Origin of the sequence: Leptospira limi (genome assembly GCF_026151395.1) — a bacterium.
Lineage (GTDB): Bacteria > Spirochaetota > Leptospiria > Leptospirales > Leptospiraceae > Leptospira_A > Leptospira_A limi.
On the sequence record NZ_JAMQPV010000003.1, the window covers coordinates 29492 to 55559 of the forward strand.

At 38.6% G+C, this 26068-nt stretch carries 26 protein-coding genes; 10 read left to right on the top strand and 16 right to left on the bottom strand.

Annotated elements, in window-relative coordinates; all coding sequences use genetic code 11:
• Positions 1-57 precede the first annotated feature (57 nt).
• The 8 genes from ND812_RS15295 (at position 58) to ND812_RS15330 (ending at position 8147) form a co-directional block, all read left to right on the top strand.
• Positions 58-534 carry a DUF4395 domain-containing protein gene (locus ND812_RS15295; protein WP_265376252.1) on the top strand — a complete coding sequence of 159 codons (477 nt, stop codon included), beginning with the start codon at positions 58-60 and terminating at the stop codon, positions 532-534.
• Between the two features lie 10 nt (positions 535-544).
• Positions 545-1837 (top strand): hypothetical protein, encoded by a 1293-nt coding sequence (locus ND812_RS15300; RefSeq protein WP_265376253.1) that lies wholly within the window; start codon positions 545-547, stop codon positions 1835-1837.
• 4 nt (positions 1838-1841) lie between these two features.
• Positions 1842-2453, top strand: coding sequence for a helix-turn-helix domain-containing protein (locus tag ND812_RS15305; RefSeq protein WP_265376254.1), 612 nt, complete (start codon positions 1842-1844; stop codon positions 2451-2453).
• A gap of 222 nt (positions 2454-2675) precedes the next feature.
• Complete coding sequence (locus tag ND812_RS15310) at positions 2676-4031, top strand: rhodanese-like domain-containing protein (protein WP_265376255.1); 1356 nt, start codon at positions 2676-2678, stop codon at positions 4029-4031.
• 81 nt (positions 4032-4112) lie between these two features.
• A complete protein-coding gene (locus tag ND812_RS15315; protein WP_265376256.1) occupies positions 4113-4478 on the top strand; it encodes a hypothetical protein in 366 nt (121 codons plus the stop codon).
• Complete coding sequence (locus ND812_RS15320) at positions 4475-5437, top strand: hypothetical protein (RefSeq protein ID WP_265376257.1); 963 nt, start codon at positions 4475-4477, stop codon at positions 5435-5437. The genes ND812_RS15315 and ND812_RS15320 overlap by 4 nt, the downstream gene beginning before the upstream one ends.
• 9 nt (positions 5438-5446) lie before the next feature.
• Complete coding sequence (locus ND812_RS15325) at positions 5447-6895, top strand: rhodanese (protein ID WP_265376258.1); 1449 nt, start codon at positions 5447-5449, stop codon at positions 6893-6895.
• 25 nt (positions 6896-6920) lie between these two features.
• Positions 6921-8147: a multiheme c-type cytochrome gene (locus ND812_RS15330; protein WP_265376259.1), complete on the top strand. Its 1227-nt coding sequence runs from the start codon at positions 6921-6923 to the stop codon at positions 8145-8147.
• Here ND812_RS15330 and ND812_RS15335 read toward each other — a convergent pair.
• The 11 genes from ND812_RS15335 to ND812_RS15385 form a co-directional block, all read right to left on the bottom strand.
• Complete coding sequence (locus ND812_RS15335) at positions 8107-9279, bottom strand: trans-sulfuration enzyme family protein (protein ID WP_265376260.1); 1173 nt, start codon at positions 9277-9279, stop codon at positions 8107-8109. The two genes, ND812_RS15330 and ND812_RS15335, sit on opposite strands and share 41 nt — an antisense overlap.
• A 96-nt stretch (positions 9280-9375) precedes the next feature.
• Positions 9376-10047, bottom strand: a complete 672-nt coding sequence (locus ND812_RS15340) for an ABC transporter ATP-binding protein (RefSeq protein WP_265376261.1) — start codon at positions 10045-10047, stop codon at positions 9376-9378.
• Positions 10044-11297 (bottom strand): ABC transporter permease, encoded by a 1254-nt coding sequence (locus tag ND812_RS15345; protein ID WP_265376262.1) that lies wholly within the window; start codon positions 11295-11297, stop codon positions 10044-10046. Before ND812_RS15345 ends, ND812_RS15340 begins: the two co-directional genes overlap by 4 nt.
• Positions 11298-12068, bottom strand: coding sequence for an efflux RND transporter periplasmic adaptor subunit (locus ND812_RS15350; protein WP_265376263.1), 771 nt, complete (start codon positions 12066-12068; stop codon positions 11298-11300).
• Positions 12069-12121: 53 nt separating this feature from the next.
• Positions 12122-13411, bottom strand: a complete 1290-nt coding sequence (gene mtaB, locus ND812_RS15355) for a tRNA (N(6)-L-threonylcarbamoyladenosine(37)-C(2))-methylthiotransferase MtaB (protein ID WP_265376264.1) — start codon at positions 13409-13411, stop codon at positions 12122-12124.
• Positions 13408-14187, bottom strand: coding sequence for a tetratricopeptide repeat protein (locus ND812_RS15360; RefSeq protein WP_265376265.1), 780 nt, complete (start codon positions 14185-14187; stop codon positions 13408-13410). Before ND812_RS15360 ends, mtaB begins: the two co-directional genes overlap by 4 nt.
• Entirely contained in the window at positions 14184-14618 is a 435-nt protein-coding gene (locus ND812_RS15365; RefSeq protein ID WP_265357234.1) for a hypothetical protein, read from the bottom strand. The genes ND812_RS15360 and ND812_RS15365 overlap by 4 nt, the downstream gene beginning before the upstream one ends.
• Positions 14619-14643: 25 nt before the next feature.
• A complete protein-coding gene (locus ND812_RS15370; protein WP_265376266.1) occupies positions 14644-17196 on the bottom strand; it encodes an ATP-dependent Clp protease ATP-binding subunit in 2553 nt (850 codons plus the stop codon).
• A 60-nt stretch (positions 17197-17256) separates the two neighbouring features.
• Positions 17257-17841 carry an ATP--guanido phosphotransferase gene (locus ND812_RS15375; protein WP_265376267.1) on the bottom strand — a complete coding sequence of 195 codons (585 nt, stop codon included), beginning with the start codon at positions 17839-17841 and terminating at the stop codon, positions 17257-17259.
• Between the two features lie 209 nt (positions 17842-18050).
• Positions 18051-18749 (bottom strand): ABC transporter ATP-binding protein, encoded by a 699-nt coding sequence (locus tag ND812_RS15380; RefSeq protein ID WP_100718965.1) that lies wholly within the window; start codon positions 18747-18749, stop codon positions 18051-18053.
• Positions 18742-20094 (bottom strand): ABC transporter permease, encoded by a 1353-nt coding sequence (locus tag ND812_RS15385; RefSeq protein WP_265376268.1) that lies wholly within the window; start codon positions 20092-20094, stop codon positions 18742-18744. Before ND812_RS15385 ends, ND812_RS15380 begins: the two co-directional genes overlap by 8 nt.
• A gap of 60 nt (positions 20095-20154) precedes the next feature.
• Here ND812_RS15385 and ND812_RS15390 point away from each other — a divergent pair, with 60 nt between their 5' ends.
• Positions 20155-21141, top strand: coding sequence for a hypothetical protein (locus tag ND812_RS15390; RefSeq protein ID WP_265357231.1), 987 nt, complete (start codon positions 20155-20157; stop codon positions 21139-21141).
• 6 nt (positions 21142-21147) lie between these two features.
• Positions 21148-22167, top strand: coding sequence for an LIC_10230 family protein (locus tag ND812_RS15395; protein ID WP_265376269.1), 1020 nt, complete (start codon positions 21148-21150; stop codon positions 22165-22167).
• A gap of 2 nt (positions 22168-22169) precedes the next feature.
• Here ND812_RS15395 and ND812_RS15400 read toward each other — a convergent pair whose 3' ends face one another.
• The 5 genes from ND812_RS15400 to rnc are packed head-to-tail and all read right to left on the bottom strand — an operon-like array spanning position 22170 to position 26060.
• A complete protein-coding gene (locus ND812_RS15400) occupies positions 22170-22910 on the bottom strand; it encodes a toxin-antitoxin system YwqK family antitoxin (protein WP_265376270.1) in 741 nt (246 codons plus the stop codon).
• Complete coding sequence (locus ND812_RS15405; protein ID WP_265376271.1) at positions 22885-23781, bottom strand: mechanosensitive ion channel family protein; 897 nt, start codon at positions 23779-23781, stop codon at positions 22885-22887. Before ND812_RS15405 ends, ND812_RS15400 begins: the two co-directional genes overlap by 26 nt.
• Positions 23774-24874: a 3-dehydroquinate synthase gene (aroB, locus tag ND812_RS15410; protein WP_265376272.1), complete on the bottom strand. Its 1101-nt coding sequence runs from the start codon at positions 24872-24874 to the stop codon at positions 23774-23776. The genes ND812_RS15405 and aroB overlap by 8 nt, the downstream gene beginning before the upstream one ends.
• Positions 24871-25332, bottom strand: coding sequence for an NUDIX hydrolase (locus tag ND812_RS15415; protein ID WP_372487286.1), 462 nt, complete (start codon positions 25330-25332; stop codon positions 24871-24873). The genes aroB and ND812_RS15415 overlap by 4 nt, the downstream gene beginning before the upstream one ends.
• Positions 25332-26060 carry a ribonuclease III gene (rnc, locus tag ND812_RS15420; RefSeq protein ID WP_265376273.1) on the bottom strand — a complete coding sequence of 243 codons (729 nt, stop codon included), beginning with the start codon at positions 26058-26060 and terminating at the stop codon, positions 25332-25334. The genes ND812_RS15415 and rnc overlap by 1 nt, the downstream gene beginning before the upstream one ends.
• Positions 26061-26068 lie beyond the last annotated feature (8 nt).

Sequence of the window (26068 nt, forward strand, 5' to 3'; positions counted from 1 at the left end):
CGAATTTTTCTTGCCAATTTGAGTCCAATCTGTAGAACCTTTTGTAGGAGGATTCATATGAAACTCGGGTTTTATCCAGATGTCGTCAACGAGAATGTCACAAGGATTGTCGCATCTACAGTTGTTGTTTTAGGTGTCGTTGCCATCATATTTCCGAACCTCGTAGTCTTAGCTTTACTTCTTTTGGGGTTTTTACTCCGGTTGAGTTATGGGCCCAAATGGGAACCTTTTGCTTTTTTTACATCTCGGTATTTAGTTCCTTGGCTCGGGATCTCTTTTGTTCCAAGTGCTGGACCTCCAAAACGTTTTGCCCAACTCATTGGATTCTCTTTTAGCTTAACAGCGATTGTTTTATTTTTAAATGGTTTCTTCTTCTCTTACCAAGTTGTCCTCGCAACCCTTGTGTTTTTTGCATCTCTTGAATCATTTTTAGGATGGTGTGCAGGTTGTTTTATGTTTGGATTACTGATGAAAGTGGGAATCATCCCAGAAGAAGTTTGTGAACGTTGTAACAATCTAAATTTTAATAAATAGTGACCGTCATTTGATTGATTGGTTTTTATTTTCTTCCACCATTTTGGTTACTGCTTTTTTTCTAAAAGTAGTAACCTTACCAAACCAATTTTTTAAAGTACATTTTAAATTCTTACTTTTCCTTGGCCTAGGTTTCAGAATCCTTTGTTTATTTCTAGATCCAATATGGGAAGATGATTGGGCACGTTACCTTTGGGAAGGCCAACTCATTCGTAACTTGATTTCGCCGTATGATGTTTCACCATCTCAGTTTTTCTCATTTGATTCCAATGATTCATTTTCATCAGAACTTCTTTCTAATATCAATCATCCTGATTGGACAACGATCTATAGCCCATTTGTTTTATTCTATTTTTCGCTTTTTACCTATGGATATTCAACAATTCTATTAAAAACTAGTTATTTGATTTTCGAGACGATATCTATCTGGTATTTCAATCGATCGAATTGGAAAAAACCAATTCTTCTCTTTTGGATATATCCAATTTATACCAAAGAAGTCTATGCAAACATGCATTTTGAAGTTTTGGTAATCACATTCTTTTGGATGTATTGCTATTTCTTAAAAAATAAAAGATACCAACAGAGTGCGATTGTATTTGGACTTCTTTTACATACAAAATTATTGGCAGTTATTTATGGAATCTTACTTTTTCCCTATGTTTATTTCCATAAGAAAAAACACTACTTACTTCAATCTTTAAATTTCCTTTTATCATTTTTGATTGGGTTTTTTAGTTTTTACTTTCTTTACCTTCTTGTTTTTCCAAAATTTACTGATTTTGGAATGATCAACTTACAAAGATTTAGTGAATCGTTTACCTTTAACCAAATTTATGAACCTATTTGGAGGTTTTGTTTTTCATTAAACCTGAGAAGTGTTCCTTTTTTCTTTCAATTTATTTTGTTATATATTTACCTTTACCTACTGATCCCGCAAAAAAAAAGAAACGTAAGGTTCATTCTGTTATGTAGGAAATACCATTTTGTTTTTTATTTAGGGTACTTTTTACTTACCCTACTTCCGGTTTACAACCCTTGGTATTTTTTAATTCTGATCCCACTCCTTACCATTTCTCGTAACCAATCAGTACTCCCTTGGATTTTAATCTCTGTCCTTCAATTTTCATACCTAACAAACATTCGATTACACTTACCCTACCAATTTTTTTACGAAATTTCGGACCAATTTCTCCTCCTCCAAGCACTGATTTCCATTTTTTGCCTCTTCTACTATTTCTCCCAAATATTCATTTTACTTTACAATTTATCCAATATATCGAACATGTCCAAGAAAGGATGATGTCATGGAAGGACAAAACGAGGAAACTACAGAACAAAACGCATCGGACCAAACTGTTGAAGAGGTCTTAACAGTCGTACTTGGCGAAACCTTGAAACGACGTAGGCTCGAACTTGGACTTTCCATGGAAAAACTCTCACAATTATCAACTGTCAGCCGGGGAATGCTCGGGCTTATTGAATCTGGAAAAACAACTCCTAGTATTGGAATTTTATGGAAACTTTCTAAAACTCTCAGGATCCCGATTGGTGAAATGATTCCTGATTTGTTTTCTCAATCCCCACGTTTTGTTGCATCCAATGAAGGGAAAGTGTGGGCATCACAAAAAAACCCAATAAAATCAAGGGTTTTTTACCAAGAAGAGAGGGAACGACTCAACCTAGTGGAATGGATTTTAGAACAAGGAAAATTAACCCAATTCCAACACCTCCCGCAGGCTCATGATATTAAAATTTACCAAGTCAGCGGAACTTCCAAAATCAAACTGAAAAACAAATCCTTCCAATTAGAAGTTGGTGATAGTGTTTTTTTTCCCATATCAGAACTTGATTCCATTGAAAATGGTTCGGACCTTCCAACGAAGTTCTTATGGATCTCGACTAAGAAATTTCGATAAAACATTCGGATCGTTCCTTTTCCAACACCCTCCTTCGAAACTCTGTTCTAATCTTTGGAAATTTGCCTAAAATAGTATACGTTATTGCAGAGTATTCCTCTGCTAAAACAAATTCAAACTTTTTCCTTCAACCCCTGTTTTTAACTTAGGGTAACCAATCTCCTCATTCTTTGGTGCAAGCCCCTACAGAGAAAGGATTGGAATTCAAATGAAGGATTCAATATGAAAACAAGTCTTCAACATCAGTTGGTAGCACTTTTTACCGCGGGGTTTCTCGGAGCCTGCGGTGGAAACAACCAAGATGACAATCAAAAAAACCTACTCTTAGCGGCACTCGCGCTTTCGAATGGAATCAAAGTAAATACAGCAGTAGACCTGGCAAGAGAGTCTAACGACGATTATAACTTAAATGAATATGGACTTATCACTCCACAAACCTTAGGTAAGTGGGTTAATAATTGGTCATCAACAAAACCGAATGGAATTACGGGTAAACTTGTCATTTTACAAAATGGTCCAAGTGCAACTGTTGGGAAAGAATACATCGCAGGGAATGGAAACGATGTAGTTGTTTATTCCTTCACTTTTTCTGACGGTGCTAATGCGTTAGATGGTGGTGATGGGTTTAGCCAAAAACGAAATAGTGGTCTCAGTGATACCGTATCCATCATTGCCAATGGACCAAAAATCGATGCTATTTTAAATCGTTTTGGAATCGATCCTATTAATGATCTAGTTGTCTTTGTTTCCTCAGCAAACGCATCAAGCCATGTCCAAGGAACACTTCGTGGTTTTTATTCCTTTCGGTATTGGGGATTTGATCATAAAAATTTAGCCTTCCTGAACGGAACACTTCCTCGATTAGCTGTCACAGATGGAAATTTTGTACCATTTAGTGCAACAACAAATACTCCACCTAACTTAAACAATCGATATAGTGTGAAAAGTCTCAGGGTAGACAATACAATCCTGATGTTACCAGTAGAAGATGTGATAAAGGCTGTAAAAGATCCAAATAATGTCAATATTGCTGGAATCACCTCGAGTGTTTTTGTATCTGATGCAAGGTCTTCATCAGGGAGTAGCAACGAATACAATGGCGTGATTCGAAGTACAACTTCTGAAGTTTCAGGAAAATACGTAGGATTTGAAGGCCATATCAAAGGAGCAAGGGACGTACCTTGGACAGGATTATTGGACACAGAATTTCGATTCAAACCAAAATCTGATCTAAAAGCATATTATGATGCGAGAGGATACCAAAAGGGACAAACAGCAATCCAACTTTGCAGAACCAATAATCGATCCCAAGTCACAGGTTTTTCCTACATTGCGATCTTAGGTTACCCTTCTACTTATTATGATGGTAGTTGGATTGAATGGGGTAGTTTAACGGGTGGTGGACCAGCTCCAAAACTTCCACCAGATTCACCTTATAGAACCGATGTTCCTGAATTATCGGATATTATCACTTATAATGTGGCCGGAGACGTTGATCCCAACTTACCAACTAACTTAAATTCGTTTGCTACGACATCTCGAAAAATCATCGAAGAAGATAAAGCTTACAAACGATAAACCAACATAACCACTAAGTGAATGGATTCGCTATTCTCTTAGTGGTTATTCATATATCAATACAGAAACAGGGAAAGTTTTATGAAATATATAATTCAATTTTTAATCGGAAGCCTATTACTTACAAATATCATTTTTGCTTCAGGAGGTATCGGTGGTGGCGGAATTGCCAATATACCCCAAGGTCAAGATCGTGAAAAATACCATTTAGGCAAAGCCATCTTCAACCAAGAGCTTACTCTTGAAAAACAATCGAATATTAACTCCAATGAACAAGATGAAAGATTGGAATACTTACAAGGTAGTTTACCCAATACAGAAAAACGTAGGGTCAACTTACCAGACCTATCTGGTAAACTCACAGAGGAACAACTACAAGCATTGGAATACTTTGTCCAAGTTCGTTTCAATATAAAATTACCTGAAAAAAAGAAGGATAAAGAATGAAAAGACTCTTTCCTTTTTTCAAAATAACCATACTTACATTTTCTCTTTCAATAACTAGTTTGAGTTTATATTCCCAACAGGCTTGGGCTCCTTATGAGAGGCAACTTTGGGTTCGTCCCGTATTCATTCATTCTGAATATGATAGTGCTTTTCTAGCAGGACAAAAAGCAAAGTATGATGACAATGTGAGAATCTCAGTTGCGAATCTAGCTTTGGAATATGGAATCACAGATCGCCTAACAGCTGACCTCACAATAGGTTTTGGTAAACTAGGGCGACATCGGATTTTTAACCGATATTTAGGATTACAACAAACTCCCGAAGTCCCCGACAAATACGGTTTTATGGATTCACGGTTTGGATTACGGTATAAACTAGTCGATGAGTTTGACTCGAAATACCGATGGATGCCGACCATTTCGTTACGAGTAGGCGGAATCAAACGAGGTGATTATGACCGGAACCCTCAATCTTTGGGAGATGGGGCGAGTGGTGGTGAGGTCAATCTGTATCTAGCAAAAGACTTTGGATTTTGGGGGATGGGTGGACTTGGAGAATTGTCTTACCGAAAAAGAGAAAACCCAGTACCAGATGATATCCTGTATTATTCTGCTCTTTACAAACGATTTTTTGAATCCTTATTCCTAACGATTGGTATGCGAGGACAAATTGGCCAAGGTGGTTATGCGTACGCTGATCCTAGGCAACAACCTCCCTGGAATTTAGTTCGTTACCCGCAACCTAGTGTTTACGGGATCAATCCTTACGATGTTTATGTACAAAATGAACGACCTGCTTGGGGAAGAAAAGAGGTCTTTCATAATGCAGAATTAGGATTTAGTTACGTCGATAGTTTTGGAAACTTCTACACTTTATTTTATTCAGAAACAATTGCAGGTTATAACACAGCAAGGTTACAAACTGTCGGCTTTGCCATCACTTTACCTTATAACTTATAAGAGGACACAATGCGATATCCAAAATATAAACTCCTTATTCTTTTTTTATTTTCTGTTCTAAGTTGCAAAGGCCAACCTGAGTATGCTTTTTTACCTCAGAACCTTAAAATTGACCTAACACCCTTTCTTTTCAGGAACTATACACCGTTAGAACTTGCGACTCTTTCCAATTCTGATTATAACCAGAACCAAAGTGGGCTCATTACAGGATCAAAACTTTCAAGGTATTTATCCAATTGGTCTGCGAACAAACCGAATTACGTTTTTGGAAATCTAATCGTATTTCAAATACAGTCTTCAGGTTCGAGCGGAAGGTTTGTATTTTTTGATGGGAAACAAACTTACGCGTATCCTGTTACAAATCTAAATGATTTATTAACTGATACAAGAGATGATGGAGTTTTGTCTGTTGACGGAATTGTTGGCAAGGGTAAAAAAGTATCTGATTTTTTTGCCATTTATGGAATTGATCCAGCGATTGATTATGTAGTCTTTGCACAAGACACTTCCAATCTCTCAAATTTATCATCTTCTACATTCGCCTACTATGCATTATTATATTGGGGTTTCCCAAAGGAGAGATTGGCTGTTCTCAATGGGTCAATTGCCGATTTAACAGCTTCCAATACTCTTTTTACGACACCTACATACAATTATGCGAATAGTAATAGAGCCGGTCTTACCAAAACTTTGTTACGTGATCATACATCGATACAACTGACGATTGGAGATCTCATTCACTCCATAAAAAATGGAAATTCCAACCTTGAAGAAGTTGATCCAGTTCCCGTTGAAGGTTATTACCTCATTGATGGCAGACCAAATGCTGCTTTCACTGGTACAATTAATTCAACAGCAGCAGGTTCAAAATACACAAATTGTACAACCAAAACAAATGCTAGTTTTGTTTCCAATTCCTGTGTAACAACGTATGAAGGGAGAGTTAAATCAGCTACAAATCTCGTTCCAACCGATTTGTATGACGGAACTAGTTTTCAATTCAAGTCCTATTCACAACTAGTGACTTATCTATCTAATACTGGTTATATAGACCAAAAACTCATTTACTTGTATGGAGAGGAAGGGATTCGCACTTCGGTTGTATGGTTTGTCTTACACCAGATCCTAGGAAAACCAACACGGTTTTATGAAGCAGGTTGGAAACAGTTTGGTGCTTTAGGATTACGTTCGCCTAGTTCAGGTTCGAGTCCTAGTGCCATCACCCAACCTGCCTCCTATTGGAGGACTGACATCTCTGCACTTGCAGACTTCATTACTGCAAATGCTGACACCAATGTACCAAACTACCAGTTAGACTTTACCAGACAATTTACAAAATCTTCAAATAAAATCAGGTCCGAAGATAAATTGTTTTTACGGGGAAGTAGTACAAGTGGTGGAACTAGTGCTGGAGGTGGTGCTCCCTCTGGTGGTGGAGGAAATGCTTGCGGTGGATAATCAATCGTAAATAACATTCTAAGAGATGAAGGTTCTTACTTTACAACTGTCGGTATTGATTTGTATTTTTATCAATTTCTACGGTTGTAAAGAGAATTCATTTCTTGCTAAACATTGGAAACATCCCTTACCTCTGTTAAATGGTTCAAACCAAGGAATCCAATTAAAACTTTCTTCTTTAGAATCGAATATGGATCCAAAACAGTGTGCCACTTGCCATGAAGACCAGTGGAAATCGTGGAAGAATAGTTTTCATGCGAAGTCCATTGGGAATGGACTCATCTGGCAAAAACAAATATTAGAATCAAAAGAATTTAACAATTGTTTAAATTGCCATTCTCCCTTACAAGAGACCAAGGCAGAAATTTCCAAAACATTTCGAACAGACGAAATCATCCAATCTCAAAAACAACATTTTCCCGAAGGGATTTCGAATCCATCGATCCAATGTGCAAGTTGCCATATCCGAAATCAAACTTGGAATGGTCCTCCAAGAAAAACGTTAAATCAAAATAAAACAGAAGATGATTTGTTTCCACATAACGGATTTCAGGCGAATCCTGATTTCGAGAACTCACTTTTTTGTAAATCCTGTCATGAAAGTCCTGAGTATGGAGTGTTTTTGAATGGGAAACAACTGATGGAAGTGTACAAAGAATGGGAGAACTCATCATTTGCCAAACAAGGTATCCAATGCCAAAATTGCCATATGCCCAACAGGGAACATTCTTGGAAAGGAATCCATGATCCAGAATTTGTGAGAAAGTCAGTACAACCTTCATGGAAACTGGAAAAAATATCCAATACTGAAATTCGTATCCATGCAGAACTCAAATCAATCGCCGTTGGCCACAAATTCCCAACTTACTTAGTCCCAAAGATTCTTTTGCGATTTTACACAATTGATACAATTGGAAAAAAAACGTTAATCGAAGAATCCATCATTGGGAGGCTTGTCAATACGAATCTTTCAGAAGAATACTATGACACAAGAATAGCACCTAACGATAAACATTCGATAGATTTTACTTACAAATGGAACGGTGTGAAGATAAAAAAAATAGAATGGGAAACAATAGTTGATCCAGATGAACACTATGTTCGCAGTTTTGAAGAAAGTTTACTTAAAAAAAGTGAGTTTTTATCAAAGGAAACGAAAAATCAATTAGAACTTTCTCTTTCCGAAAAAAGAGAAAGTCGATACAATTTGTTTACTTTGAGTTTGCCAATGCCTGTTTTACTTCAGAAATGATATCATCTATGTGTTCAAGTCCCACTGAAACACGGATGAGTCCTGGTTTTATCCCCACTGCCAACCTTTCCTCTTCTGTAAGTTTGGAATGTGTGGTTGTGGTTGGATGAGTCACAGTGGTTCTTGTATCTCCCAAGTTAGCAGTTAAAGAAAACCATTTGAGTGCATCCAAGAATTTTTTAGCCCTTTCGACTCCACCTTTGATCACGAAGGAAACAATTCCTCCACCAGATCGCATTTGTTTTTTAGCAACCGCATAACCTGGGTCATTCGGCAGAAAAGGATACCTTACTAGTTCCACATCAGCTGATTCTTGCAAAAATGTAGCAAGTTTCATCGCATTTTCTGCATGGCGGTCCATTCGAACAGCCAATGTTTCCAAACTTTTGGATATGATCCAAGCATTCATAGGAGAAAGTGAGGGGCCAGTGTTTCTTGCCATATACCGGATCGGTTGGATGAATTCTTTTTTACCTAAAATCACACCAGCAATCACTCTACCTTGACCATCTAAGTATTTAGTTGCAGAATGTATCACAATGTCTGCTCCGAAGTCTGCAGGTCTTTGTACATAGGGAGAACAAAAACAATTATCAACAATGAGAATGACTTTTTTCTTTTTGCATAAAGCACCTACCCATTCCAAGTCAACGATATCAAGCCCTGGATTAGAAGGTGTTTCAATGTAAAGGATCTTGGTATTTTCTTTGATTGCTGATTCCCAGTTCTCTGGTTTATCCATATCAACATAAGTTGTCGTTACACCAAACCGAGGTAAGATGTTCGCAAAAATTTGATGTGTAGATCCAAAAATTGCTCTTGCCGAGACTATGTGATCCCCTGATTTCACAAGTCCAAAGATAGAGGTAAACACAGCAGACATTCCAGACGCAGTGGCGATTCCATCTTCTGTGTGCTCTAACGCACATAATTTTTCGATAAGCTCGGTTGTATTCGGATTGGAAAACCGAGTGTATTGGTTTCCTGTTACTTCTTCCGCAAAAAGTGCCCTCGCATGTTCGGCATCATCAAACACAAAGCTGGATGTTAAAAATAAGGGGGTTGAATGTTCTTTTTCCCCAGTACGTTTCGTTTGGATGCGGATGGCTTCAGTTTCAAAATGTTCAAACATGTCTTCTACCAAACTTGGTGAAGAGCATACGAATTCATCATTTTTTTCGGAAAATATCTGCTATAGAATCGGATTTAGACTACTATAGCAGAATTTCTATGAAATTTCAGCAATTTTTCCATCTACCATATGGATTCTTTGCCTGGCGATTGCCGCATAATCAGGGTCATGCGTCACAAATAGAATTGTAGTTCCATCTTCTTTGTTAATCCGTTTGAAGATCTCCATCACCTTGTCTCCGTTAGCTGTATCTAAATTCCCGGTGGGTTCATCGGCAAACAAAAACTTTGGTTTTTGGACAAGAGCACGTGCAATCGCAACCCTTTGTCCTTCACCACCTGACATTTGACTTGGGAACTTATCCTTACAATGCGAGACAGAAAAACTTTCCATCAAATGAAGAGCATACTCCTCAGCTAACTTTTGTTTCCCTGTTTTACGAGCAGGCATCGTAATATTTTCCAATCCAGTTAATTCTGGTAATAAATAATGGAATTGGAAAACAAAACCAATAGAAAGATTTCTAAGTTCATGAAGGGCTTTGCTATCCATCTGTAATAAAGAATTACCTCCAAGTTTCACATCACCACTTGTTGGAAAATCAAGTCCACTCACGATGTACAAAAGTGTGGACTTACCAGAACCAGACTTTCCTGTGAGAGCAACAAAATCACCTTCATTGATCTGTAAAGATACATCTTGTAAAACAACTTGAGGGGGTTCTCCAAATGATTTAAAAATTTGGTTGGCTTCTATTCCCAAACTCATGTAGCACCTCTAATGATGTCAACTGGAGACAAACGACTTGCCATACGTGCTGGAATGTAACTGGCAATAGATGCGCTAAGAACTGCAATGGAAAATCCTTTTACATAAATCATCACATCCCAAGAAATCATCATTGTTTTCATGAGTGCTTTCGAATTCTGTTTTGGATCTCCAATAGGTATTCCGTCTATATAATAACATCCAAGGATACCTACAAAAATTCCGATAATGGCTCCTAATGTTCCCAAAAATAGACCTTGGAAAATAAACAATTGGATTGTATCTTTTTCATCGAAACCTATGGAACGTAAAATCGCAACTTCCTTCTTTTTTTGGTTCACAACCATATTGAGTATATTATAAATTCCGAACGCAACAACAAGGATGATCGTAAATGTTGTTGAGTTCCTAACAATATCTTGTGTCCGAAACACTTGTAAGATACTAGCATTCACTTCGTCCCAACTTTCCACCTTGTCTTTGCTAAAGTATCTCCAGTCTTCAGCGATTTCTTTCGCCATTCGAATGTCTTTAATTTTGACAATGATCTGTGAAATTTCACCACTGGACTTTGTAATACTTTGAACAGAGGATAAAGAAGAATAAACTGTCACTTCATCTATCATACGATTTCCCGTACTTAAGATGCCAACAATTTTGATCGGGATGAGATCTGTTCCAGGGATATAAACAAAAATGGTATCATCTACTTTGGCACCGAGTTTATTCAGAACCCCTTCACCTGCAATGGCAAGGGAAGTTCCTCGCGATAGGTCTGCCAATTTTCCCTCAACAATGTAATCGCTGAGATTGGTGACTTTTGGTTGGATATTTGGATCCACTCCCACAAACCTAGCTGGAGCCGTTGATTTTCCATTCACAAAAATGACTTCTTTTGTGAGTTGAGGAGCATAGGATATCACCCTATGGTCATTGGACAATTTATCCATCCACCCAAGAACATTCGTTAACCTTGAGTTATCGGTTCTTCCAGAAGGCGGTGAGAGCCATCTAACTTCTTTCCCTTGGAAGAATACATCATCGAACGTACGTTCGGTGACTAGCTCATCCTTCGGGGAAATTTTGATTTGACCATCAGAATTCACAAGTTGGTCAGTAATGACTGCTTGGAAACCAAGCATAATTCCAGAAAATACAATATATCCAGCTGTCCCAAGTACAATTCCAATCAGCGTTAAAATCGATTGTTGGGGTCTCGATAAAATTTGGCGGATCGCAAGGAATAACATTTAATTTTTGACTAGGACCTCATCCCCTTCGATTAAATCCCCTTGAATGAGTTCGCCAAACTCTGAATTAATGGCTCCAATTCGAATTTCGATTTTTTCGCGTTTCCCATTTCGATAACGTGTGAGTTTCCCTCTTTCCACAGCGACTAATGGTACAAGGATCACATTGTCTTTGGAAGAAACTTCAATGGCAACATCTGTTGTCATATCAGGTAAAATTCCTTGGGGCAATTCATGTGGTTTAATCCTCACGAGAAACTGGCCATTGGATGGATAAATTCGTTCTACTTCCCCTTTGTAAACATTCCCACGGATGGATTCAAAACTGAGTTGGGCATGTTGTCCTGGTTTCACTCGTAATGCTGATTCTTGGTCGAGGGAAACAGAGATGTACACTTCTTTTAGGTTTTGGATTTCCAAAATGGGTAACCCAGGCATTGCTGTTTCGTTTTTGGCAATGCTGAGTTTGGTAACAGTGCCTGTAAACGGGGAACGAAAGGTAATTCCCGAATCATTCACTAAGAGTGGATCTCCCTTTTTGACTGATTGCCCTTCTTCCACATAAATCTCTCGGACTGATGCCGCGATTCCAAATTTTAAGATAAAACTATCCACTGGTTTCACAGTTCCCAGTGCATAGACAGCTTCCACTAACGAACCTTTTTGGATGACAAGTAGATTGGATTTCGAACCTCGAAAGAAAAAAACAAGGATCAAAATTAGAATGATACCAATTAAGGATACGAACCCGTAGAGTTTTTTACGATTCATGATGACCCCATCATGATCACTTCATTTGATTTGGAAATCTTTTTTCTTTTGAATTAACGTGCAAAGGTAAAGAGAAATTCACCTTCTTTGTCTTTGGCGGGGAAATATTCTTCACACCTAACATCAACAAACTGCCCTTTTTGTAAGGTATCAATCGGGAATGTTTCCGGAAGTCGCCCTTTTAAATAATGATCCGTCACAAGCCTTCCATCGTTTTCCAAAATTGCTTCAAAAGTTTTCCCGATGGCAGATTTTGCATACTTAGTGTGCAATTCAGAGCTGAGCGCCATAAGATCCAATACTCTGCGTTTTTTTTCATCACCAGGGATAGGATCACCCAAACTTTCAGCGGAGGTTCCTTTGCGAACAGAATATGGGAATACATGTAATTTGGCAAACCCAAGCTCAATTAACAATTGTTTGGTTTCTTGGAATTCTACTTCTGTTTCTGAAGGGAACCCTACAATCACATCTGTTCCTAAAAATAAATTGGGAAGTTTTGATTTTGCAAGTTCGATGCGTGTACGAAACGCATCTGGATGGTAGGTCCGTCTCATATCTTTTAAGATCTTCCGACTGCCACTTTGGATGGGGACATGTAAAAATTTACAAAATCTTGGATGTTGCATTAAATCAAGTAACCCAGATCCCACATCAGGAGGTTCAATGGAAGACAAACGAATCCTTGAGTATTCTAAAACTTTTAAAATATCTTCCACTAAATTGAGAAAACCTTTGTCTCCATTTTCCAAACGATACCAACCTAAATTAACGCCTGTTAATTGGATCTCACCTACTCCATTGTCTTGTAAGTATTTAACTTGGTCGATAATGTCCCCGTAGTTTCGACTAACCCCAAGTCCCCTCGCTGCGGGGATTTTACAATAAGAACATTTACGGTTACATCCGTCTTGGATTTTTAAATAGGCTCTGGTATGTCCTTCTGGTAATACGTCTGAGTAAGAAAAACGATCTAAGTTAGGTGGTTGTGAGTAGGATTTGCCTTCCCAATCAGCTAAGATTTGGTAAGGTAAACTACTTTTTTCGGTATTCCCAAAAACACCAAACACTCCGGGAATATTTTGTAACACTTCTTTGTCGGTTTCCGCATAACAGCCAGTGACATATACTTTTGCACCAGGATTTGTGCGAATGGCATTACGGATGATATTACGATTTTTGACATCAGCTTTGTTTGTTACCGTACATGTATTCACAACGATGTACTCTGCGTTTTCATCCGCTGTAGCAAGAGTAAACCCCTTGTCTTTTAGAATGGTGTACATTCCATCCGTCTCAAAAAAATTGAGACGACAACCGAGTGTATGGAACTTAATTTTCACAGAGCAACGAGTGAAGTAATCCTTTTCGAATTTTCTTTAATGGTATTACTTTCCCCATTGAGAGAGGATGCCTTTTCAATACATGTTTTGGCTTCTTCTAAATAGGTATTGGCCTGATTTTTTTTGCCCAATTTTCTATTGGTTCTAAAAAGAGACTCTTGAACGAGTGCTAGGTTATTCCAAATTTCTGCAGAGTTTTGGTTGATACTTGATGCCCAACGTAAACTCATATCAGCCTTATCATAGTTTTTTAGTTGGTAATAGATTTTACCCTCTAACTCTAACATACGAACATCACTCGGGCTTCCTGCTTTTGCTTTTTCAATTTGGGAAAGAGCAGTTTTGGAAGCTCCCTTTTCAGAGAGTGCCAAAGCATAATAATAACGAATTTCTGGATTTTGTGGGTACATGGGGATTGCTTTTTCCGCTAATTCAATCGCAGGTTTCCATTTTTTGTGTCGAGTTAAGATAGCAAGACTTCCCTGTAGCAAGTCTTCATCATCTGGTTTCCGTTTTCTTGCTTCCAACATGTTTTTGTAGGAATTATCAAAATCGTTTAACTTGTCATAGTTATAAGCAAGTAAGGCAAAAAATTCGTAAGATGATTTACCATCAGCAAGTAGACTTTTTACGAGTTCGATTGATTTAGAATAGTTTTTAGTTTTGTATTCATCCACCGCTTGGAAATAAGCAGAACCAACTTGTTCCTTCTCTTGCGCATACAATGTGGATACAAGTAGACAAATAACAGCAGTGATGTGAAAAAAATGTTTCATAGTAAATCCGAGGGAACCGTAATGGAGTTCAAATTGACCGTATCGATCCTGGAATGGTATGGTTCAATAGGGTCCAGGTATAGGAAAACGCTTCCCCCTTTGGAAAGCAAGTAATGTTCGATATGTTCTTCCGTAATGATTTCCAAATCCTCTACATAGAGGATTGGATTTTCCCCAGGGCCTAGGTGCAGATGGAATTCTTCGGTAGGTAAAAAATCTGATAAATTCAGATACCCAGATCCATAATACAATCCCGATTGGAAGTAGTATTTGTAATGAACTTTAACTTCAGGTAGGATTAAATTGGGGCGGATGTAACCGAGTTCGATTCGTTCAATCGTTCCGACAGTGCGAATTTTACGGAGTTGGAACCAAATTTTACGAATGAAAAAGTAAGAAAACAGGAAGACGAGGGGAATGAGAATTGCCATTTCCGTTCGCCTTCCTTCTCACTCTCTAAACGAGAGCTAAGTCTTTTTCCTCAGTGTTTGGAGAAGAACCGTCATCTTTTTTCGGGACTTCTTTGTAGTCTGTCCAAGGAGTTTCGGAATACACAAGTTTCCCTTCTGCCAAATCTACCAAAATTTTGGTAGGGTTGTCATAGACCCCTTTTAGAGACTGCACTGCCATATAATCTTCTAACTCTCTTTGGAACACACGTCTGAGAGGACGTGCCCCGTAGTTTTGGTCATATCCAATGGTAGCAAAGTGTTCTTTTGCCCCTTGCGATAATTCCACTAAAACTTTTTTCTCCGTCAAACGTTTGTTAAAATCTTTTAACATGATATCAACAATGCTAACGATTTCTTCTTTTTTGAGAGGAGCAAAGTATACAACTTCATCCACACGGTTGAGAAACTCAGGATTGAAATGTTTTTTCAACTGTTCTCTTGCTTGTTCTGCTTTGTAAGTTTCTCTTTCTTCAGCAAAATCTTCAAAACCCAATCGTCCACCTTTGGAAATTTCCTTGGCGGCAATATTGGATGTCATGATGATAATGGTATCTCGGAAATTAACTTTACGACCTTTTGTGTCTGTTAGATTTCCCTCTTCCATTATTTGGAGTAGGATATTAAACAAATCATGGTGTGCTTTTTCAATCTCATCGAGTAACACCAAACTATATGGTTTTCTCCTCACAAATTCAGTGAGTTGGCCACCATCATCATACCCAACATACCCTGGAGGTGCTCCGATGAGTCTGGAAACTGCATGAGGTTCCATATACTCGGACATATCAATACGAAGCATATTGTCCTCAGAACCAAACAATTGCTCTGCGAGAGCTTTTGCGAGTTCTGTTTTTCCAACACCTGTTGGTCCAAGGAAGATAAAAGAACCCGTAGGTCGTTTTTCACTTTTGAGACCAGTACGAGAACGTCTAACAGCACGTGCCACTTTTTCGATGGCTTCGGTTTGGCCGACAATTCGAGATTTGATGTCTTCTTCTAAATTGAGAAGTTTGGTGTTTTCGGACTGTTCCATTTTTTTCAAAGGAATGCCTGTCCATAAACTGACCACTGAAAGGATGTCTTCTTCTTCAATCGAAACAGCATACCCTTCCATACGTTCTTGCCATTGTTTGGTTTTTTCTTCCAATAGGCCTTTTTTACGGTTCACTTCATCACGAACAGCTGCTGCTTTCTCATACTCTTGGCTACGAACCAAATCTTCTTTTTTGACAGAAAGTGCTTTGATCTCTTCTTCAATCTCTTTGATTTCATTAGGTCGTTGGCAATTCGCAAGGCGTGCTTTCGCTCCAGCTTCATCAATGATGTCAATTGCCTTGTCTGGTAAAAATCGATCATTGATATAACGATGAGATAATTTCACAGCTTGCTCGATGGCTTTTTCCGAATAACGCACCTTATGGTGGGCTTCGTAAGCTTTTTTCAAACCGTCTAAAATGAGAACTGCATCATCCACAGAAGGTTCAAGAACCTTCACCATTTGGAATCGTCTTTCCAAAGCAGAATCTTTTTCGATGTATTTACGGTATTCGTTATTGGTTGTCGCACCAATACATTGTAGTTCCCCACGAGCGAGTGCCGGTTTTAGAATGTTAGCAGCATCCACTGCCCCTTCGGCCGCACCTGCTCCAATGAGAGTGTGTAACTCATCTATGAAGATGATGATGTTTTGTGAAGTGACGATTTCTTTCATGATTTTTTTCAATCGTTCTTCGAACTCACCACGGTATTTGGTTCCTGCAATAAGGCTTGCCAAATCCAAAGATAACACTCGTTTGTCGAAAAGCAAATCTGGAACTAATTTTTCAATCACCGCTTGTGCAAGACCTTCTACAATTGCTGTTTTACCAACACCCGATTCTCCTACAAGAACTGGGTTATTTTTTGTCTTACGAGATAAAATCTGAATCACTCGTTCGATCTCTTTTGACCTTCCGATGACCGGATCCAATTTTTTCTCACGAGCAAGTTGTGTGAGGTCACGTGCAAATTCATCTAGGATCGGAGTTTTACTTTTTTCTTGTCTTGGAGTTGCCGTTTGTGTTTGGCTTTGCCCAGTGGTTTGGGAACCCGTTGTCCCACCACCTACCGCACCCGAAGGTGGAGCTCCGAGAAGTCTTAAAATTTCCGATTTGATGACATTATAGTTCACACTGAAGGAAGATAATGATCCGCCAGCGATGTTATTATTATCACGAAGTAATGCGAGTAAAATGTGTTCGGTTCCCACATAATTATGTTTGAGGCGTTTTGCCTCTTCTTTGGAAACTTCGATCATTTTTTGGTACTTGTCTTGTCCTTGGCTGACATCGAGTAACAAAGCACCCGAACCCTCACGGGTACGTTTCTCCACTTCTTTACGGAGTTCGTTTAAATTGATGTTTAGATTCGTTAGAATCTTAATCGCGACAGAGTCCTCTTCCCGGAGAAGCCCAAGTAGAATGTGTTCAGGACCGATAAAATCGGAGCCTAAACGTTTAGCCTCATCTTGGGCGATTTCGTTGATGACTCTTTTTGCTCTTTTTGTGAATTCCAACATGCCGCACCCTGCCTTTAGTAATTAGACGAACGTCCTTGTTCCCATCATGACCGTACTGGGTCAAAGGGAGCCTCGTAAACCAAGAATTTTGTAAAACTGACGTTTTTGGACCGCGAATGCGTTCTTCCACGAGATTTTTACGACAAGTCCACGGAAGTTTCCCAGGGACTCTCTTCTATGATCGGTGGAAGGAGCAATTTCTATACCAAATTCAGAGAGTTTCTCGAAAAGTGAAAAGAACCTGGGATCAACTCCTTCTCTTATCCCAAGGAGGAGAGAATCCCTCCTTCCTTTCCCCATATTGGTAGGACAAGACGAAATAAACCCAAACCCAGGGCGATATGCCCAGTGTTTTCGTCTGTAGAACAAACGAAGGAGAGAACTATTTTCCCGAGAAACCCTTGTAGGTAACGTTTTGTTGGTGTTTCGAAATTGTTCGTAGCTTTGATCCAAATTTCTTAGAATTTCCAAACGTACATGGTCTTCTGAACCCAAATACAAATGGTAAACTGGACCTACTCCTTCTTTTGATACGATAAAACTGTTTGAGCCCTCTTTCCAATTTTCCCAAAATCCATCTGCATCTAACAATTGTTTTACTTCCATTTCCTTTGGTTCATAGTATGGAAACAGTGAATGGGCCAAATTCCTTGTGAGCCGAGTTCTCAAAGACAGGATTTGGATCTTGGATTGGCTTCGAGAGAAAATCTCTTCCAATTCTGTTAAAAGTGAAATGGGTATCCACAATCGGCGAGATTGTTTAGGAAGACTAAACACTGTGACACAATGTTCGCACCCATATTTACCAGAGATCTGAAATTGAGTGTCCTTTGTGCCACAAATCCGGCAATACATTACAGGCTAACGGGCGATAGTTTACCAGAAACAATTCGATTCCGTTTGTGAGCCATGGAAGCAAGTTCTAAGTCATGGGTCACAAGGATGAGAGAAAACTTAAATTCGTTTTGTAAGTCTTTGATGAGATCCATAAGATGCCTTGAGTTATCACGATCCAAGTTCCCTGTCGGTTCATCGGCAAGGATGAGTTGCCTTCTTCCCACAAGGGCACGCGCCACACCCACACGGGCACTTTCTCCTCCTGAAAGTTGGGAAGGAAAACTTTCGGTTCGTTCACCGAGACCTACTTTTTTTAAGATCTCAATGGCTTCTGCTTTTGCTTGTGATGGATTCATCCTTGCAATGAGAAGGGGCATCATCACATTTTCTAAGGCAGTAAAATCTGGAAGCAGTAAGTGTTGTTGGAAGATAAAGGAAATTTTTTCCGCACGAAAACTTTCTCTTTGTTTTTCGCTTAGATTTTTCAGTGAAACTCCACAGACTTCCACCTCACCGTCGTCAAACGAGTCCATGGCGCCGAGGATATTGAGGAGTGTGGATTTTCCAACACCAGATGCTCCTTCCACGGAAACGATTTCACCAGGTAACACTTCAAAGTCGAGACCAGAAATGATATGGTACCGTTTGTCCACAACTTGGTAATATTTTTCTAATTTACGAACAGAAACAGTTGGTTTGATTTCAGAATTAGTCATTGCGAATGGTATCCACTGGGTTTAGATTAGCAGCCATACGTGCAGGGAAATACCCAGCGAGGCCTGAGAGAATGGTAGCAGCAGTTGTCACCATAAAGATAAAGGAAATATCAATGTCCACTGGGATGTGATCAAAGTAATAGATATCTTTTGGAACAAGTTCCACAGGATCCCAATCCCCTGGATTTAAGAGACTCCCCACACCATTAATGATTTCCGAAATCGCATTGATGATGACTTCTAACTTTGTCGCGATAAAAATCCCTGTCATCCCACCCACAAGAGAAGACAATATCCCAACGATCATGGCATTCAATGTGAAGATGAGAAGGATATCGTTAGATGCAAGGCCAAGTGCTTTTAAGGTTCCAATGGACCTACGTTTCGCACGAATGAGGGAGTGGACCGTTGCTACCATCCCGAGGGCAGCAAGTACGATGAAAAGAAACACTATGATGGAGATGATGGTTTTTTCCAATCGCAGTGCTGCAAGGAAATTCTCTTGTTCTTCTGCAATGGTTCGAACAGACCATGAAGTATCATCTTGGATTTTTTGATTCCAATTTTCTTCGTTTAACCGAGATAAGATTCTATGTTTGGTGAGTTTCAAATCGTCCAAAGAACGAACCTTGATGGCAATTTGGTTTACTGCACCTTTCATCTTAAAAAACTCTTGGGCTTGCGGGAGAGACAAAAAGACAAACTTCGAATCGTAATTATAATAGCCGGTTTTAAAGAGACCTACCAATCGAAAGGATTGTACGTTTACCTGCACACCTCGTTCGACTGTGAACCTGCCACCAGGAACAGCCATGGTGATCTCACGTCCAATCCCATACCCATAAATCGCACTCATTTCCTTTCCAACCACGACCATTTTTTTGGTATTGATCGCAGGAATTTCATCACGGTTGTACTGCAAAATACGTGGGAAGTTCGGAAGTCCATTTTCCACCAATTTTTCAATCGAGTCAATGGGAACCGCACGGATCATGATCGGGTTAAAATTATTATTACTTTGGATGAGGCCGTGGCTTGTGATATTCCCTTCGACAGAAACAAAGGATTCTGCTAGTTTTGGATCGGATTTGAGATGATTGATGACAGTCTCATAATCATAAATAGCCCCTGATCCGTAGGAATTTTCGATGGTAATGTGTGGACCACCTTGCCAAAGGGATTCCTTCACTTGTTTTTGGAATCCATTAAAAATGGAAAGAACCACAACAAGGAGCCCCACTCCTACTGCCATCACGATGAACGATAGTCTGGATTTAATGGAGAGGAATCCCAAAACGCGGGACCCTCGGATGTAACGAATAGTGATTAAAGAGACGATTCCCATGATGACCTAATCTTTTTGACAGCTTTCTTCGAAAGATGGATACTGTCAAAAAAGAACCTTATGCCTGAAACACCAAACTATTATTCTGTCAAAGTCAATCTTCGAGACGAAGCCAATATGGTGTACACCATGGTTTCTGCCATCATTGACCCGGTTGAAATCAAATCGGTGAAATTTGAGGGTGTTTCTTGTACAAGTCCCCTCTCACTTCTGCCCGTTCGGTCCACATTCCAAGACTTTTATAACCGAATGCAAAGGGTGATCTATAAGGGAGAACAACAAAAAAACATTACAAAGTCCTTACAGGAACTCATCAAAACCAAGTTTGGTTCTGAAAGTTTTTTAGAAGAGATCCTCCACTACATGGATCACAATCTTACGGACCGATTGGACTTTGTTTTCAGTGAAATTCACAAACGTACAGCGGGAAATTCAGAACCAAAAGTAGAAATCCATTTCGAACTGATTGATCCAAACGACATGACAAAAACCACTGTGGACGAAGAGGAGATTGCCAAAAAAGAAGCTCCTCCTGTCACACCTGTCCCACAAGCATCTGGATTTCTGATCCCTGCTGACAAACAAATTGTACAGTTCAAATTCCAACTCTCACCAGTGAATGGTGTACCTCTCGTAGAACTGAAAGCAGGTGACAATGTATATGTACGATTAGTACCTGGAGATTCAATCACTGATTCTATCATCAACACATTGGAGTTAAAGGAAGAATCTGGCGCGATCAAACAAATCCCAGCTAAAATTGTAAACATTTCGAATAACAAAAATTTTTCGGAAGTTGTGATCAAAATCAATGAACAAATCTATGGAAAAATCATTGAGGAAGAAAACTCAGTAAAAATCAAAACCACTGATAGCAATATGGGTGCTGCCAATATCATGAACTCAGTTGCCTCTCCAACAGCTAAAATTACGAAAGCAAAACAAAATCCTAATTTAACCGCTGATGAAAGTTTCCATTTGATGCCTTATATCATTATGCTTGTTGTACTTGCAATCGGTATGATGACAATTTTTGTAATTCTCTAAAATCTAATGACCCAATTCAGAAAAAAATTACCAATCCTTTCCCCTTTCTTCATCGCACTGGTTGTCCTACACTCACTTTTTGTGGACTACACAGTACAATTCCCTGATTTTATTTCTTCTGAAGCATCAGAAACAAATTTAGAATCAATAAAACCGAAGGTTATCGCTGAAAATGGTGTCATCGGTAGAATCTCTTATCTTGAATCCTTTTTAGTCGAAATTGAATCCAAAGAATTGCCGATTGATACTGATTTAGAGGACACAAAAGACAACGTCAAACGAGTGCTAATCGGCCAAAAACTACTACTTGGCCTTCTATTGTTTTATATCTTCTTAACCTTTTCAACTGCCATGACCTACATGTTCCGAGTTTGGTTTCATAAATCAATGGCACATGTTTTGTATCCAGTTTCACTGGTTGTCTTGTTACCAAAAATATTTTTCCAATTGAACTTAATGGTTCAAAAAGATATCTTTTCCTATTTTTATTTTCTCTTCCTCATTTGTACATATATCTTTACGATTCTAGCATATCGAACCATCATCAAAGACAAGGAACCATATGAAGGGTTTCAATCCTTACAGTTTTCCTCTTCTTTGGAAGAAGAAGGAAGATCCCCTGGCCAAACCAAAACGGGCACCTATTTTGCGCCTATTTTCCATGTACTCGTGATCATTCTAATTGGAATTTTAATAGGGAATTTAATTTATATCCCACTCTTTCTCTTACAAAAACATTATGTAAGCGAATTCAGTTACTTTATTTTCTTTTTAATTGGACTCTTGTCTGTATTTTATATCTTCAATTACAACAAAGTGGGTGGCGAGTCCAAAAACAAAAATTGGCAAAACCTATCTGTCAGTTTTGCCTATTTACAATATCGTTTTTTACGAAATGGATTTTTTTCCATTTTTAGCACGATACTGATCATTTTGTTTGTCACGTTTTTGTTTAGTTTATTACTCTTTAATATTGATCTCATCCAAAACAATTTGGGATTATTCGGGAAAACGACAGAGTTTTAATTTCAATTACATTCAGGTGTTTTGTTTTGTTTTACAATACACCATAGGCTCCCGTTCGGATAATACGTGTTACGCGAAATCAACTCCCCTGATTCAGAATACAATTCGGATGCTTCTTTCACACCGGTAGGGTAATAATAAAACCACTCACCTATTTTTTTGTCTTCTGAATAACTGCCCTTGGCTTCTACTTTTGTATCTGGGTAATACCTCACCCAATCGCCCGTGCGGAGACCTCCATCAAAGAATCCTTTTTCATTCAATCGGCCATTGCGGTAGTAACGGAAGTATGCTCCGTTTTCATTTCCAATTTCAACTGATTGGATCCAAAGTTGTTTTTTTCGGTAACCTGCTTTGTAGTTTTGTTCTATATACATTTTGCCATCTGAGAAATAGAATTTCCAGAGTCCATCTCTCTCACCATTCACCATTTTTCCTTCCATAATGGTGGTTCCATCGATATAGTTTAATTTTTTTCCTATGCCATCAGGTTTACCGAGAGCATCGATGGGTACAATGGCGACTAAATTCCCGTTTTCATACCATTCACGAAAATAACCCTCTCCAATCATTTGGTAGTGATTTGTTTTTTTATCAAAACTTGCATCTTTAGGAACTGTATTTGGTCTTTCACTACTTCCTTTGCATGGTCCAAATAAAAATCCACCTAGGAATATAACCAAGAGAAGGGAAATAAAAATCCAAACAGGACTGTCTTTAATGGGTGTAGATGTAGATGTCATTTTCTTCTCTAAATTTTGTTAAGATTTCTTTTGAGATTAAGATTCGATTCAATCGTTTGGAACGAATTGGAGTAAGATAACGCAAACACATTAAAATCGTTCCTTCTGGTTCCAATGATGTGTAAACAATTGGTGTTGTTTTACCAAGTCTCACGAGATAGTTCTTCGACATCTCTCGGATTTTGGATTCTACTAATTCTGGAGCTAATACCAACTCTTCATGTAAAATTTGAGTACAAATTTTTTCTGCTTTTTCCCAATTGGATCTTAGTTCCAAGTATACACGAAACTCATCCCAAACAAAATCCATAGTTTCGGATACGATAAAAAAACGATGTAAAACTATATTATAATTAGGGAAATGAATCAGTCGATTTGTCGATTGTTCAAATCTTGGGTCTTGTGCAATCTCAAGTAAGGTAAACTTAAAAAAACCAATATTAACAACATCACCTTTGATCGTATCGATTTCAATCCGATCGCCCACTTTAAATCCATTGGCACCCATGATCATAAACCAACCAACCATGTTGAGCCATACTTCTTTCAGTGAGATCACAATCCCTGCGCCTGCAAGACCAAGCACGGTTGGAAGAAGTGATAAACTCGAAAAAATGATAGGTAAATAGGCGATCGCAAAAACGAGTAAAAAACCCATCCTTGCTACTTTCCTTCGATTGTATTCATGTACTGGGTCGAGAGCCGGTTTGATTCTCTCAACAAGGAACATTGTGATTTTGTAACAAATCACAGCAAACACAACCATGTACGCAAATAAAATGAGTGTTTCAGCAAACTCTCTATTACTATTTTTAAGTAGAGTTAATGGATTGAGATCTAAATAAAATTCTTTTATACTTCCACTACCCATTGAGTTTGATTCCTTTATGGCGTTTCAATATTTCGAGAATTTGTTTCCTTTCAACAGGAACACCAAACTTTGGTTTACCGAAGTCTTCCAAGAGAACAAACTTTAAAGTATTCCCATCCTTTTTTTTATCATGTTCCATGTGTTTCAAAACCAAATCAGGTTTTTCTTCCAATACAGTTGGTAATTCTAATTGGGACATGAGTGAAATCGCTTTTTGGAAGTTGGATTCAGAAAAACCAACTAACTCTTTTGATAATAATAATGCAGTTACAAGACCTACAGAAACTGCCTCTCCATGCGAATATTTTTTGTAAAGTGTGAGGGATTCAATTGCATGGCCGGTTGTGTGTCCTAAATTGAGGACGGCACGTAATCCTGATTCTTTTTCATCTTGGGAAACTATTGATGACTTCACTCGTACTGATTCTTCGATCGCATAACGCAGGATATCTGACTTTTCAAAAAAATCAGAACGTTTGGATTTGGAAAGTGTTTCAAAAAAATTCCCACCATCTAAAAAGGAATGTTTGACCACTTCTGCAAGACCACAACTCCATTCTTTTTTTGGTAAGGTAGAGAGTGTAAAAAGGGGAGCAAAAACAAATTGTGGTTGGTAAAATGCACCCACCATGTTTTTACCTGAATCAACATTTACTGCGACCTTTCCACCTACAGAAGAATCCACACAGGCAAGTAAGGTCGTAGGTACTTGGATGAACCGAATCCCTCTCTGGTAGGTAGCAGCGATAAAACCAGCAAAATCACCCACCACTCCGCCACCAAAGGCAATGATCACCGCATTGCGATCAGCATCGGCTTCAATGAGTTGGTGGTACACTTTTTTGACGCGGTCAATGTGTTTGTTTTTTTCACCGGATTTTAAGTAGATAAAGGAAAAAGGAAGAGAGCTGTTTTTGAGTTCTTTGATTAAATACTTTTCGTAAATGCCTGCGATTTCACGGCTTGTGAGAACAAAAACATGTGAAATTTTTTTGAGATCTTTAAGTTTTTCAGAAAGACCAACAAAGTCTTCATGTAATTCGACAGGGTAAACAAATCCTGAACCGACGACTTCTCGTTCTGATAACTTCATGGTTCATTCACCCATGGGCTTGAAATATATCTAGGTTTATTTGTGCTTTTAGTCCGAAAGAAATGTTTTATATCAGGTCGTAAATCCATGGACAAAATTTCTTTGGGAGTGAAATAACCAAAACCTGATATGGCTTTTTCTTTCGCATTGAGTACTGGCAAAAGTTCTTTTACCTTTGTTAAAAATACAATTTGTATCAGGTGTCTTTTTTTATTGGGATCAATGGACTCATTTAATAATAAAAATTCAGTGTGACTTACTTCGAGAGACAATTCTTCTCGAAGTTCTCGTTTGAGAGCCTCTTCTCCAGATTCACCAAATTCAATTCCCCCACCAGGGAGTAACCAATACCCAGATTGTTTTTTTTGCTGTTGTACGAGTAAAATTTTGCCTTTGGGATCTTGGATGAGTGCGGCTACCCGGACTCGCATGGATTTTGATTTGAGTAAAAAATCGATCATAATAAGTTCAAAACACGCAGAGCTGATTTTGCGGCCATTTGTTCGGCTCTCCGTTTATTCTTTCCATCACCCGTTGTTTGAAAATGATTTTCACACGAAACCGATACAGAAAATTCTTTATCGTGGTCAGGCCCTTCTTCTTTCAATAAAACATACTCTGGTAATTTTTTCCATTTTTTTTGGCAATATTCTTGTAAAATGGTTTTGTAATCTTTTGTTTCTTCTGCTGACTCTACTTTTTTTTCCATGGTTTGGAAATGTGGAGTTAAAAAGATCCGACAACTGTTTAAACCTTGGTCTAGATATAGTGCACCTAAGAAGGCTTCAAAACAATCTGCTTGTAAATTTAAATTCACTTCCCCCTTTTCCTTTTCACCCTTTCCCAATAACAAAAAATCAGGGAAGCGGTAGATACGTGACAATTTTGCAATGGCAGGTGCAGATACCATTTTGCTTTTGAGTTTCGCAAGGATTCCTTCTTTGCCCTTAGGTAATGATTTATAAAGGTATTCAGCAGCCAAGATCCCAAGGACCGAGTCACCTAAAAATTCCAATCGTTCATTGTCAGATAAATACCGATCCGAATCCTCATTTGCAAAGGACCTATGAACAAAGGCTAGGTGGAGAAGAGAAACATCCTTAAAACTTGTATTCGTAAGGGATTGTAGTTCTTTTAGAGAGGTGATTCTTTCAGGAGAAAGTTTGATGCGAATGGAATGGGACAAGGGAAAAA

Excerpts from the sequence above, each read along its gene's own strand:
- ND812_RS15390 (WP_265357231.1), top strand. The coding sequence starts at position 20,155 with ATGCCTGAAACACCAAACTATTATTCTGTCAAAGTCAATCTTCGAGAC.
- ND812_RS15345 (WP_265376262.1), bottom strand. The coding sequence starts at position 11,297 with ATGTTATTCCTTGCGATCCGCCAAATTTTATCGAGACCCCAACAATCG.
- ND812_RS15325 (WP_265376258.1), top strand. The coding sequence starts at position 5,447 with ATGCGATATCCAAAATATAAACTCCTTATTCTTTTTTTATTTTCTGTT.
- ND812_RS15370 (WP_265376266.1), bottom strand. The coding sequence starts at position 17,196 with ATGTTGGAATTCACAAAAAGAGCAAAAAGAGTCATCAACGAAATCGCC.
- ND812_RS15360 (WP_265376265.1), bottom strand. The coding sequence starts at position 14,187 with ATGAAACATTTTTTTCACATCACTGCTGTTATTTGTCTACTTGTATCC.
- ND812_RS15320 (WP_265376257.1), top strand. The coding sequence starts at position 4,475 with ATGAAAAGACTCTTTCCTTTTTTCAAAATAACCATACTTACATTTTCT.
- ND812_RS15335 (WP_265376260.1), bottom strand. The coding sequence starts at position 9,279 with ATGTTTGAACATTTTGAAACTGAAGCCATCCGCATCCAAACGAAACGT.
- ND812_RS15305 (WP_265376254.1), top strand. The coding sequence starts at position 1,842 with ATGGAAGGACAAAACGAGGAAACTACAGAACAAAACGCATCGGACCAA.
- ND812_RS15340 (WP_265376261.1), bottom strand. The coding sequence starts at position 10,047 with ATGAGTTTGGGAATAGAAGCCAACCAAATTTTTAAATCATTTGGAGAA.
- ND812_RS15400 (WP_265376270.1), bottom strand. The coding sequence starts at position 22,910 with ATGACATCTACATCTACACCCATTAAAGACAGTCCTGTTTGGATTTTT.
- ND812_RS15310 (WP_265376255.1), top strand. The coding sequence starts at position 2,676 with ATGAAAACAAGTCTTCAACATCAGTTGGTAGCACTTTTTACCGCGGGG.
- ND812_RS15380 (WP_100718965.1), bottom strand. The coding sequence starts at position 18,749 with ATGACTAATTCTGAAATCAAACCAACTGTTTCTGTTCGTAAATTAGAA.
- ND812_RS15330 (WP_265376259.1), top strand. The coding sequence starts at position 6,921 with ATGAAGGTTCTTACTTTACAACTGTCGGTATTGATTTGTATTTTTATC.
- ND812_RS15315 (WP_265376256.1), top strand. The coding sequence starts at position 4,113 with ATGAAATATATAATTCAATTTTTAATCGGAAGCCTATTACTTACAAAT.
- ND812_RS15385 (WP_265376268.1), bottom strand. The coding sequence starts at position 20,094 with ATGGGAATCGTCTCTTTAATCACTATTCGTTACATCCGAGGGTCCCGC.
- ND812_RS15295 (WP_265376252.1), top strand. The coding sequence starts at position 58 with ATGAAACTCGGGTTTTATCCAGATGTCGTCAACGAGAATGTCACAAGG.
- ND812_RS15365 (WP_265357234.1), bottom strand. The coding sequence starts at position 14,618 with ATGGCAATTCTCATTCCCCTCGTCTTCCTGTTTTCTTACTTTTTCATT.
- ND812_RS15395 (WP_265376269.1), top strand. The coding sequence starts at position 21,148 with ATGACCCAATTCAGAAAAAAATTACCAATCCTTTCCCCTTTCTTCATC.
- ND812_RS15405 (WP_265376271.1), bottom strand. The coding sequence starts at position 23,781 with ATGGGTAGTGGAAGTATAAAAGAATTTTATTTAGATCTCAATCCATTA.
- ND812_RS15350 (WP_265376263.1), bottom strand. The coding sequence starts at position 12,068 with ATGAATCGTAAAAAACTCTACGGGTTCGTATCCTTAATTGGTATCATT.
- aroB (WP_265376272.1), bottom strand. The coding sequence starts at position 24,874 with ATGAAGTTATCAGAACGAGAAGTCGTCGGTTCAGGATTTGTTTACCCT.